At 74.2% G+C, this 10,398-nt stretch carries 13 protein-coding genes, 1 tRNA gene and 1 pseudogene; 5 read left to right on the top strand and 10 right to left on the bottom strand.

Translation table 11 applies throughout. The features are described from left to right. Positions 1–9 precede the first annotated feature (9 nt). From IEZ00_RS00005 to IEZ00_RS00025, 5 genes are all read right to left on the bottom strand, one after another. Positions 10–82 (bottom strand) — tRNA-Ala (locus tag IEZ00_RS00005). 61 nt (positions 83–143) lie between these two features. Then, entirely contained in the window at positions 144–806 is a 663-nt protein-coding gene (sepX, locus tag IEZ00_RS00010) for a divisome protein SepX/GlpR (RefSeq protein WP_189220940.1), read from the bottom strand. Positions 807–959: 153 nt separating this feature from the next. After that, the gene (locus tag IEZ00_RS00015; protein WP_189220941.1) at positions 960–1,625 is read right to left on the bottom strand and encodes a GNAT family N-acetyltransferase; all 666 of its coding nucleotides are present in this window, start codon (positions 1,623–1,625) and stop codon (positions 960–962) included. After that, positions 1,626–2,849 carry a molybdotransferase-like divisome protein Glp gene (gene glp / locus IEZ00_RS00020; protein WP_189220942.1) on the bottom strand — a complete coding sequence of 408 codons (1,224 nt, stop codon included), beginning with the start codon at positions 2,847–2,849 and terminating at the stop codon, positions 1,626–1,628. It lies immediately after the preceding gene. Positions 2,850–2,877: 28 nt separating this feature from the next. Continuing rightward, a complete protein-coding gene (locus IEZ00_RS00025; protein WP_189220943.1) occupies positions 2,878–3,759 on the bottom strand; it encodes a UTP--glucose-1-phosphate uridylyltransferase in 882 nt (293 codons plus the stop codon). Positions 3,760–3,797: 38 nt separating this feature from the next. Between IEZ00_RS00025 and IEZ00_RS00030 the strand changes: the two genes are divergently transcribed. The 4 genes from IEZ00_RS00030 (at position 3,798) to mscL (ending at position 6,010) form a co-directional block, all read left to right on the top strand. Continuing rightward, positions 3,798–4,376, top strand: a complete 579-nt coding sequence (locus IEZ00_RS00030) for a 5-formyltetrahydrofolate cyclo-ligase (RefSeq protein WP_189220944.1) — start codon at positions 3,798–3,800, stop codon at positions 4,374–4,376. An 87-nt stretch (positions 4,377–4,463) separates the two neighbouring features. Continuing rightward, on the top strand, positions 4,464–4,742 hold the full coding sequence (locus tag IEZ00_RS00035; protein WP_189220945.1) for an FmdB family zinc ribbon protein: 279 nt from the start codon (positions 4,464–4,466) through the stop codon (positions 4,740–4,742). An 87-nt stretch (positions 4,743–4,829) separates the two neighbouring features. Further along, the gene (locus tag IEZ00_RS00040; RefSeq protein ID WP_229794827.1) at positions 4,830–5,336 is read left to right on the top strand and encodes an SAF domain-containing protein; all 507 of its coding nucleotides are present in this window, start codon (positions 4,830–4,832) and stop codon (positions 5,334–5,336) included. A gap of 125 nt (positions 5,337–5,461) precedes the next feature. Next, the gene (mscL, locus tag IEZ00_RS00045) at positions 5,462–6,010 is read left to right on the top strand and encodes a large conductance mechanosensitive channel protein MscL (protein WP_189220946.1); all 549 of its coding nucleotides are present in this window, start codon (positions 5,462–5,464) and stop codon (positions 6,008–6,010) included. 108 nt (positions 6,011–6,118) lie between these two features. Here the strand turns inward: mscL and IEZ00_RS00050 are convergent, their stop codons facing one another. Together IEZ00_RS00050 and IEZ00_RS00055 are read right to left on the bottom strand one after the other, a co-directional pair. Then, positions 6,119–6,313 carry a hypothetical protein gene (locus IEZ00_RS00050; protein ID WP_189220947.1) on the bottom strand — a complete coding sequence of 65 codons (195 nt, stop codon included), beginning with the start codon at positions 6,311–6,313 and terminating at the stop codon, positions 6,119–6,121. Continuing rightward, complete coding sequence (locus tag IEZ00_RS00055) at positions 6,310–6,810, bottom strand: MogA/MoaB family molybdenum cofactor biosynthesis protein (protein WP_189220948.1); 501 nt, start codon at positions 6,808–6,810, stop codon at positions 6,310–6,312. Before IEZ00_RS00055 ends, IEZ00_RS00050 begins: the two co-directional genes overlap by 4 nt. A gap of 94 nt (positions 6,811–6,904) precedes the next feature. On the opposite strand from IEZ00_RS00055, the gene IEZ00_RS00060 reads away from it, so the two are divergent. After that, the gene (locus IEZ00_RS00060; RefSeq protein WP_189220949.1) at positions 6,905–7,927 is read left to right on the top strand and encodes an NAD-dependent epimerase/dehydratase family protein; all 1,023 of its coding nucleotides are present in this window, start codon (positions 6,905–6,907) and stop codon (positions 7,925–7,927) included. Here the strand turns inward: IEZ00_RS00060 and IEZ00_RS00065 are convergent. The 3 genes and pseudogenes from IEZ00_RS00065 to IEZ00_RS36045 form a co-directional block, all read right to left on the bottom strand. Further along, a complete protein-coding gene (locus tag IEZ00_RS00065; RefSeq protein WP_189220950.1) occupies positions 7,896–8,915 on the bottom strand; it encodes a sensor histidine kinase in 1,020 nt (339 codons plus the stop codon). The two genes, IEZ00_RS00060 and IEZ00_RS00065, sit on opposite strands and share 32 nt — an antisense overlap. Continuing rightward, positions 8,915–9,610, bottom strand: coding sequence for a response regulator transcription factor (locus tag IEZ00_RS00070; protein WP_189220951.1), 696 nt, complete (start codon positions 9,608–9,610; stop codon positions 8,915–8,917). The genes IEZ00_RS00065 and IEZ00_RS00070 overlap by 1 nt, the downstream gene beginning before the upstream one ends. Positions 9,611–9,614: 4 nt before the next feature. Beyond that, positions 9,615–10,398, bottom strand: a pseudogene (locus IEZ00_RS36045) (hypothetical protein); the annotation flags it as partial.

A 10,398-nucleotide genomic window follows, 5' to 3' on the forward strand; every position in this document is an offset into this window, starting at 1 on the left:
CGAGGCGAGTGGAGCTGAGGGGAATCGAACCCCTGACCTACTCGATGCGAACGAGTCGCGCTACCAACTGCGCTACAGCCCCGTGTTCTGTTGTCGTGCGGGGAAAGCATAGCAGTAGCCGGAGGGTGCTTTCGCCACCCCCCTCACTCACCCACCGCGCGCCGGTAGGGCAGCGCCTCCGGGCCGTCGAGCTCGACGAACACCGGGTCCTCGTCGTCGAGGTCGACCACGACCGTGCCGGGGCGCACGTGGTGCTCGAAGCGGGGCTGCGGATCGAGGCCGTACTCGGCGGCCTCCTCCTCGAACTCGGGCCGCGCGACCGGCGGGCGCGGCTCGGCGCGGCGGGCGTGGCGGCGGCGCTGGGCGAGCCGGGCCTGGCGGCGGGCGCGGATCTCCTCCTCGATGCGCACCTGGCGGCGCAGGTAGGACAGGTAGCCGACGAGGGCGAGGTCGACCGCGCCGTGCGCCCACCACACCAGGGGGTGCACGAAGCCCGCCACGACGCCCGTGACCAGCGCGGTGAGCAGCAGCGTGCCGACCACGCGACGCCGGAAGGCGTACTTGGCCTGCGCGACGATGGCCGCGGTCTCCGGGTCGTAGCCGCCCCGGCCGGGGCGGAACGGGCGGTACTCGGCCTCGTACTCCTCGAAGTCGTCGTAGTCGTCGAACTCCAGCTCGGACTCGGGCACGGTGTCGTACTCCTCTTCCACGCTGCTCCGCGCGTCGGCCCGCTTGCGGACCACCATGGGCACGAGGACGACCAGCCAGGCCACGACCAGTCCGACCACGATCAGCGAGCTCGGCATCCCCGTCACCTCCCCCTGCCGACGCGTAGTGCACGCGCCACGCTAGTCACAACAGTCACACCCGTGTCGGAGCCACGCCGACCGGAGCACGTACCAAAGTGTGGTGTATCACCCACTTTCGGGTGAGCGAAGTTGAGCCGTTCGGCCTGCTTATCAGGCTGTTCGGGCGCGTCCCTGGGCGACCAGGCGGCGCACCAGGCCCTCCGGGGAGGTCTCCTCGGCGGTGATCGCGAAGCACAGGTGGTCGCGCCAGTCGCCCGCCACGTCCAGGTAGCGCAGGAACAGCCCCTCCTCGCGGAACCCGGCCTTGCCGAGCACGCGCAGGCTCGCCGCGTTCTCCGGCCGCACGGTGGCCTCCAGCCGGTGCAGCCCGGCTTCGCCGAAGCAGTGGTCGACCACCAGCGCCAGCGCCGCCGTGGCCACGCCGCCGCGCGCGCGGTCGGCGGCCACCCAGTAGCCCACCCACGCCGAGCACAGCGCCCCGCGCACCACGTTGCCCACGGTGATCTGCCCCGCCAGCTCGCCGTCCACGGTGATCACGAACGGCAGCGCCTGACCGCGCCGGGCCGACGCGCGCAGCGAGGACCACTGGGCGGGCCAGGACATCGCGGAGTTGCGGTCGTACCAGCCGCCGACCGCGGTCGGCTCCCAGTCTTCCAGGTGGGCCTGGTCCCGCAGCCGCAGGCGGGACCACGTCGAGGCGTCGAACAGCCGTGGCGGGCGCAGGGCGACCAGCCCCGCGTCCACCCGCAGCGGTCCCAGCCGCGCGGGCCAGCCGGGGTGCCTGCCCCCGCCCTCCCAGGTCGGACCCGCGCTCATCTACCCCCTCTGAGCCAGGAAGCTGACCATGACCTCTTCGCCCACCGCGATCTCGGTCACGTCCTCGTCCACCATGACCAGGCAGTTCGCCTCCGACAGCGAGGCCAGCAGGTGCGAGCCGGCGGTGCCCAGCGGCTGCACCAGGTACTCGCCGGTGTCGGCGTCGCGCAGCAGCTGACCGCGCAGGAAGCCGCGCCGTCCCTTGGTGGAGGTCAGCGGCGAGAGCAGCCGGGCGGCCACCGCCCGGCGGTACGGGTTGCGCTTGCCCAGCGCGGCCTTGATCAGCGGCCGGACCAGCACCTCGAACACCACCAGGGCGCTCATCGGGTTGGCGGGCAGCAGGAAGGTGGGCACCGCGTCCGGGCCGAGCCTGCCGAAGCCCTGCACGGAGCCGGGGTGCATGGCCACCCGCGTGGTGTCCAGCTCGCCCAGGTCGGCCAGCGCCGCGCGCACCTCGTCGCCGATGGCGCCCCCGACGCCACCCGCGACGACCACGATCTCGGACAGCAGCAGCCTGCCCTCGACCACCTCGCGCAGCCTGCGCGGGTCGGCGGTCTGGATGCCGACTCGGCTCACCTCGGCCCCGGCGTCGCGGGCGGCGGCGGCCAGCGCGTAGGAGTTGACGTCGTAGACCTGGCCCTGGCCGGGCGTGCGGTCCACGTCGACCAGCTCCTCGCCGATGGAGATCACCGACACCCTGGGCCTCGGGTGCACCAGCACCTTGTTGCGGCCCACCGCGGCCAGCAGGCCGACCTGGGCGGCGCCGATGGCCGCGCCTCGGCGCACCGCCACGTCACCGGCTTGCACGTCCTCGCCGGTGCGCCGGACGAACGCCCCCGACGGCACCGGGCGCTGCACGGTCACCTTCGCGGGGTTGCCGTCGGTGAAGCCGAGCGGGACCACGGCGTCGGCCAGGGTCGGCAGCGGCGCGCCGGTCGCGATGCGGACCGCCTGGCCGGGCTGCAGCCGCCGGGGCTGGCGCGAGCCCGCCGGGATCTCGCCGACCACCGGCAGCGGCACCGGTTGCTCGGCGGCGCCCTGCACGTCCACGCTGCGCACCGCGTAGCCGTCCACCGCCGCCTGGTCGAAACCGGGCAGCGGGCGCTCGGCCACGACCTCCTCGGCGCAGAGCAGGCCCTGCGCCTCGGGGATCGCCACCCGGACCGGCGCGGGGCGCACGGCGGCGGCGATCACCCTGGCGAGCTGCTCCTCCACTGACCTCATGTGCCGATCCTCATGCACCGATCCTCGCTCAGGACCCGCTGAGCCGTCCCCGCAACCACTGGGCCAGCTCGGGGCCGTAGTCGGGGTGCTCCAGCGCGAAGTCGACCGCGGCCTTGAGGAAGCCGCCGGGGTTGCCCAGGTCGTGCCTGCCGCCGCGGTGGACCACGACGTGCACCGGGTGGCCCTCGTTGATCAGCAGCGCGATGGCGTCGGTGAGCTGCAGCTCGCCGCCCGCGCCGGGGGTGATGCGCTTGAGGGCGTCGAAGATGGCCCGGTCCAGCAGGTAGCGGCCGGCGGCGGCGAAGGTGGACGGCGCGTCCTCGGCCTTGGGCTTCTCGACCATGCCGACGACCTGCTTGACGTCGTCGTCGCCGGTCTCGCGCACGTCGAACACGCCGTAGGCGGAGATCTGCTCGCGCGGGATGTCGAAGGCGCACAGCACGGTGCCGCCGAAGCGCTCGCGGACCTGCGCCATCCTGGTCAGCACGCCGGTGGGCAGCACCAGGTCGTCGGGCAGCAGCACGGCCACGGCCTCGTCGGCGCCGGTGAGGTTGCCCTCGGCGCAGCCGACCGCGTGGCCGAGGCCCAGCGCCTTGTCCTGGATGGCGGTCTCCACCTGGAGCAGCTCGGGGGCGCGGCGGACCTTGGCGACCAGGTCGGTCTTGCCGCGCTCGGCCAGGGTCTGCTCCAGCTCCGGCTGGGGGCGGAAGTACTGGGCCACGGCGTCCTTGCCGGGGGAGGTCACGATCACGAGCTTGGTCGCCCCGGCTTCGGCGGCCTCGGTGGCGACCAGTTCGATACCGGGGGTGTCGACGACCGGCAGCAGCTCCTTGGGCACCGCCTTGGTGGTCGGGAGGAAGCGGGTGCCCAGACCAGCCGCGGGCACGATTGCTGTCGTGAAGGCGCTCATGAACAGCGAGCGTAACGACGTGCTTGGGGTGGTCCGCGATGACGTCCGACGAACGTGACCGGAAGGCGGCGCACCGCTCGCGGCTGCGCGCGGCGCGGCGTGGCGCGCCCGCCGCGCCGATGGTTTCCCAGGTGCTGCTGGCGACCGCCGCTTTCGGCGTCCGCCCCGGTCAGGTGGTGTGCGCGTACCTGGCCGTCGGCGGCGAGCCGGGCTCCGCGCAGATGCTGGAGTCGCTGCGCGGGGCGGGGTACCGGGTGCTGCTGCCGGTGGTCGTCGGCGACGCGCCGCTGGACTGGGCCGAGCACACCGGCGAGCTGCGCCCCGGCCCGTACGGGCTGCGCGAGCCGGTGGGGCCGCCGCTGGGCGCCTCGGCGGTGGCCTCGGCCGCGCTGGTGCTGGTGCCCGCGCTGGCGGTGGACCGGTCCGGGGTGCGGCTGGGCAAGGGCGGCGGGCACTACGACCGGTCGCTGCCGCTGACCTCGGCGCCGCTGGTGGCCGTGGTGCGCGACGACGAGTTCGTCGACTCGCTGCCCAGCGAGCCGCACGACGTGCGGGTTGATGCCGTTCTCACACCTTCGCGGGGACTGATCCGGCTGCCCTGTGGCGTTGACCTGTGAGGTTTGCGCCACGTATGCCACCTGGCGCATCATCGTGCTGGCACTCTCGTCGTGAGAGTGCCAACCAGGACTCGTGGAGGGGCAACCGTGCCGACCTACCAGTACGCCTGCACCGAGTGCGACCACCGGTTCGAAGCGGTGCAGTCCTTCTCCGACTCCGCGCTGACGGTGTGCCCGGAGTGCTCCGGCAAGCTGCGCAAGCTCTACGGCGCGGTGGGCGTGGTGTTCAAGGGCAGCGGCTTCTACCGCAACGACAGCCGCTCGTCGTCCTCGTCGTCGCCCGCTTCGTCGTCTTCGTCGTCCTCGTCGAAGAGCTCGGAGTCGTCGTCCTCCAGCTCCTCCGCGCCCGCCGCGGCGGCTTCCTGACCCGAGTTGTCCACAGGCCCCCGAGTTGTCCACAGCTCGGGGGTCGCCGCTGTCGCGCGGCCCCGCCCGGCCCCTACCGTCGTGGCCATGATCCTGTTCCGGAAGATCTTGGCGGGCGTGTTGGCGCTGGTGGGAGCCGCGCTGGTGGTGTGGCCGGAGCCTGCTCCGGTCGAGGTGGTGGTGGCCGCCCGCGACCTGGCTCCCGGCGTCGCGCTGTCCGCAGCCGACCTCAGGGTGGTCGGTGTCCCTCCCGACCTGCGGCCTTCGGGCGCGGTGCCGCTGGCGGCGGCGCGCGACCGCGTCCTGGTCAGCGCCGCCCGAGCCGGTGAGCCGCTGACCGACGCCCGGCTGGCCGCGCCCGATCCCGATGCCGCGTCCGTGCCGATCCGCCTGGCCGACCCGGAGGTGGCGGCGCTGCTGCGGCCGGGCAGCCGGGTGGACGTGGTCGGCGCGGACTCGCGCGTGCTGGCCGAGGACGCGACCGTGGTGTCCGTGCGCGAGCGGGAGTCGGTGGTCGTCTCGACGGCCCGCGCGGCGGCCACGGCGGTCGCCGCCGAGTCGCTGGAGCACCCACTGGCGGTGACCCTGCGCTGATCCCGCGCGCTGATCCCACGCGCTGATCCCGCGCGTTGATCCGGTGCCGACGCCTCAGGCATCACCGTGCCCCGATCCGGCTACCCTCCGCTGACCTCAAGCACGTCCCCTCGGAGGAGCTGGCTGTGATCAAGGGCTTCAAGGACTTCCTGATGCGCGGCAACGTCATCGACCTGGCGGTGGCCGTGGTCATCGGCGCCGCGTTCGGCGCGATCGTCACCGCGTTCACCAACAACCTGATCAACCCGATCGTCGCGGTGTTCGGCGGGCAGAACGTCGACGGCCTGGCCGTGCAGCTGGTGGACAAGAACGAGAAGACGCTGATGGACTTCGGCGCGCTGATCACCGCGGTGATCAACTTCCTGATCGTCGCCGCCGTCGTCTACTTCGTCTTCGTGATGCCCATGAACAAGATCAAGGAGCGCCGGAAGCGGGGTGAGGAAGCGGGCCCGTCCGAGCCGACCGAGGTCGAGCTGCTGATGGAGATCCGCGACCTGCTGATCCGCCAGGGCGGAGCCCCGGCGGGCGCGGTGGGCGGGATCGGTGGGCCGTCCACCGCCTCGGCGCGGGTCGAGCAGCTGGGCACCGCCCACCCCGGCTACCGGGGGCCGGGCGGCCCTGGCGGCCCCGCGGCCCACGGCGGGCCGTCCGGTCCGGCCGGGCCTCGGCGCTGAGCGGAGCGCCCGCGCCAGGAGAGGGTGAGCCCACCCGGCCGCGTCCGCACCTCGGGTAGTAGTTACCGGCCCTGGTGGGCACCTCGGGTAGTACTTGCCGGTGCTGGGTCAGGTGCCGTGGTGGGGTGGGCGGTTCTCCTGGTACCAGGAGTCGTCAGAGGAGTCGATGGGGGCGGGGGTGGGGCGTTCGTCGGTGGTGGTGTCGGGCAGCACTTCGCCGAACACCTCCGCCAACCGGCGGCGGCGGGCCGCGGCGCGGGCCGCGTCCTCGCCGCCGGTCGGCTCGGGGGTCTGGTCGGTCATGCCTCGTCGAGTCCGGAGAGCTGTTCGATGACGTAGGGCACCAGGGCGGACAGGGTGGCCATGCCGTCGCGCACGGCGGAGCGCGATCCGGCGAGGTTGACCACGAGGGTGCTGCCGGACACACCCACGAGGCCGCGGGAGATGCCCGCGTCCACCGCGCCCGCGGCCAGGCCGGAGGCGCGCAGCGCCTCGGCGATGCCGCTGATGGGCCGGTCCAGCACGCCCTGCGTGGCGTCGGGGGTGACATCGCGCGGCGACACACCGGTGCCGCCCACGGTGACCACCAGGTCCACGCCGCCGATCACGGCTGTGTTCAGCGCGGCGCGGATGCCGACCACCTCGCCTTCCACCGCGACCGTGCCGTCGACGATGAAGCCTGCTTCCTCCAGCAGTTCGGTGACCAGCGGTCCCGTGCTGTCCTCGTGCTCACCGTGCGCGACCCGGTCGTCCACGATCACGACGAGGGCGCGTCCCAGGCGCTGCGCGCTGCGTTCCATGCGGATCACCGTAACCAATGGGAGATCTGACGGTTCCGTGACGTCACGTCGCCACGCGCCTCGGCCGGGCCGGATCACCCCTAACTTCGACGACGTGCGAGTTCTCCTCACCGGCGGCGCCGGCTTCATCGGTTCCCACATCGCCGACCTGCTCACCGCGAGGGGTGACGAGGTGGTCGTGCTGGACGCCTACCTGCCCCAGGCGCACCGCGAGCGGCCCGCCGATGCCTCCGGTGTCGCCGACGTCACCGCGATCGGACCCGCCGATCTCGCGGGTGTCGACGTGGTGTGCCACCAGGCGGCGCTGGTCGGGCACGGGCTCGACCCGTCCGACGCGCCCGGCTACGCGTTCAACAACGACTACGGCACCGCCGCCCTGCTGGCCGCCATGCACGCGGCGGGCGTCACCAGGCTGGTCCTGGCGTCGTCGATGGTGGTCTACGGCGAGGGCCGGTACCGGTGCGCCGAGCACGGCGTCGTGCGGCCCGGTCCGCGTCGGGCCGAGGACGTGGCGCGAGGCCGCTTCGAGCCGCCGTGCCCGCGCTGCGGGGCGGCGCTGGAGCCGCTGCTGGTGCCCGAGGACGCGCCGCTGGACCCGCGCAGCACCTACGCGGCCAGCAAGCTCGCCCAGGAGCACTACGCGGCGGCGTGGGCGCGGCAGACCGGCGGCCAGGTGTGGGCGTTGCGCTACCACAACGTCTACGGCGCGCGGATGCCGCGCGACACCCCTTACGCGGGCGTGGCGTCGCTGTTCCGGTCGGCCCTGGAGCGCGGCGAGGCGCCCACGGTCCTCGAAGACGGCCGTCAGCGCCGGGATTTCGTGCACGTCAGCGATGTCGCGCGGGCCAACGTGCTGGCCGTGGACACGCCGCAGCAGGAGGGCTCCTTCACCCCGCTCAACATCTGCTCCGGCGAGCCGCGCACCGTCGGCGAGCTGGCCGACGAGCTGGCCGACGCGTGCGGCGGGCCGCGACCTCGGGTGGTCGGCGGGGCCAGGGCCGCGGACGTGCGGCACGTGGTGGGCGATCCGGCCAAGGCGGCCGAACTGCTGGGGTTCCGGGCGGCGACGGGGTTCGCCGAGGGGGTCAAGCGGTTCGCGTCGGACCCGCTGCGCTGAGCGGCAGCCGCACCTCGAAGCGGCAGCCCCGGCCGTGGTTGCGGGCGTCGATGGTGCCGCGGTGGGCTTCCACCAGGCCGCGCGCGATGGCCAGCCCGAGGCCGCCGCCGACCGGCTGCCTGCTGGGCGTGCCGCGGAAGGCCACGTCGAACACGCGCGGCAGGTCGGTCTCGGGGATGCCGCCGCAGGAGTCGTCCACGTGCAGCAGCGCCTCGCCGCCGTCCACGTCGACCCGCACCGCGACCGTGCCGTCGGGCGGGGTGTGCCGGATGGCGTTGGACAGCAGGTTGCGCACCACCCGCGCCAGCTCCGGGTCGCTGCCCAGCACCACCGGCCAGGTCGGCGCGTCGGCCCGCAGCCGCACGCCCTTGCGCCGCGCCACCGGGTGCTCGGCGGCGACCACCTCGCTGACCACGTCCGCCAGCGGCACCTCCGACAGGGTCAGCCGCAGCGCGCCCGCGGTGATCCTGGACAGCTCGAACAGGTCGTCCACCATGCCCGAGAGCTGCTCGGCCTCCGCGCTGATCCGGGCCGCGTAGTCGGCGACCTCGTCGGGTCGGGCGACCACGCCGTCGGCCAGCGCCTCGGCCATCGCCCGGATGCCCGCCAGCGGGGTGCGCAGGTCGTGGCTGATCCAGGCGACCAGTTCGCGTCGGGACGCCTCGGCTGCGCGCTCGCGGGCGCGGGCCTCCCGCTCCCACACGCTGCGGCGGGCCAGCGCGCGGCCCAGCAGCACCGCGGTCGGCACGGTCACCGCGGCCACCAGCAGGCACACCAGCAGCGTGGTGGTCAGAATCGGGGTGAACATGAACCCGCTGACCGCGAGCACGCCGCCGATGGTGGCCACCACGGGCACGATGGCCAGCACGGTCAGCGCGGTGGTCAGCGAGCCGCCGCTGAGCCTGCGCAGCAGCACCGCGCCCAGCAGCGCCAGCGGCAGCGAGAACAGCACCGCGTAGGGGGCGATGTGGGAGATCTCGACGAGCATCAGGCGGTCCCGTCGTAGCGGTAGCCCACGCCCCACACGGTGGTGATGCGCACCGGCCGGGCGGGGTCGGGTTCGACCTTCTCCCGCAGCCGCCGCACGTGCACGGTGACCGTGGACTGGTCGCCGAACTCCCAGCCCCAGACGCGGGAGAGCAGCTCGGCGCGGCTGAAGGCGGTGCCCCGGTGGGTCAGGAAGAAGGCGAGCAGGTCGAACTCGCGGCTGGTCAGCGCCAGTTCCCGAGCGCCGAGCCGGGCCGACCGGGCACCCAGGTCCAGCCGCAGCTCGCCGTCGACCAGCTCGGGGCCCGGCGCGGTGGCGGCGCGGGCGCGGCGCAGCACCGAGGTGACCCGCAGCGCCAGCTCGCGCGGGCTGAACGGCTTGGTGACGTAGTCGTCCGCGCCGAGCTGGAGCCCGGCGATGCGGTCCTCCTCCTCGCCCAGCGCGGTGAGCATGACCACCGGCACCGCGCCGCGCGCCCGCAGCCTGCGGCAGACCTCCAGGCCGTCCACGCCGGGCAGCATCAGGTCCAGCACGACCACGTCGGGCGGGTGCTCGGCGCAGCGGCGCAGGGCCCGCTCCCCGTCGCCGACCAGCTCGACCTCGTGGCCCGCCAGCTCCAGGTAGCGGCGCACCACGTCGCGCACGGTCGCGTCGTCGTCCACGACGAGCACCCGCCCGGTCACCGACTCGTCCACGGCCTCACCAGTTCGTCAGCAGGAGGTGGTCGACCGCGAGCGCGGTCGCCGCTTGGGCGGCCAGCCACCCGCGCCGCCGGGGCGCGAGCACGAGCAGCCACACCGTGAAAGGTAGCCAGATCCGCTCGACCTCGGCCTTGCTCAGACCGGACAGGTCGGCGAGCAGGATCGCCAGCGCCGCCGGGCCCGCCAGCCGCAGCGCCGGGCCGCGCCACCGGCCCGCGAGCGGGGCGAGGCCGGTGGCCACCGCGGCGGCGGCCAGGTTCGCCCACACCCAGTAGCCGTAGGAGCGGGAGGACGCGATGCCCTGGTAGTACCGCTCCACGACCAGGTGGTAGCCGTCCAGCCACCAGAACCCGGCCAGCGCGAACGCCCCGACCACGGCCAGCGCGCCGAGCACCGCCCGCGCGATCCCGCGCCGGTCCGGCCACAGCACGGCCAGCGCGAGCGGGCCGAGCAGCACCAGCCCGTAGGACAGGAACACCGCGAACCCCAGCACCACGCCGCCGAGCAGGGCCCGGCGGCACGCCAGCAGGGCGATGCCGACCGCCGCGACACCGGCGAACAGCCCGTCCGCCGACACGCCGACCCACACCGCGCCGGGGAACAGCGCCACGAACGGCAGCACGGCGCGGGCGCGCTCCTCGCCCGCCACCGCGCGCACGGTCACCGGCACCGCCACTGCGGTCAGCGCGCCGACCAGCACCACCAGCGCCGAGGCCCAGGCGCCGCCGGACAGGCCGATCCGGTCGAGGCCGACGAACACCAGCAGCGCGCCGGGCGGGTGG

Origin of the sequence: Saccharothrix coeruleofusca (assembly GCF_014648515.1) — a bacterium.
Lineage (GTDB): Bacteria > Actinomycetota > Actinomycetes > Mycobacteriales > Pseudonocardiaceae > Actinosynnema > Actinosynnema coeruleofuscum.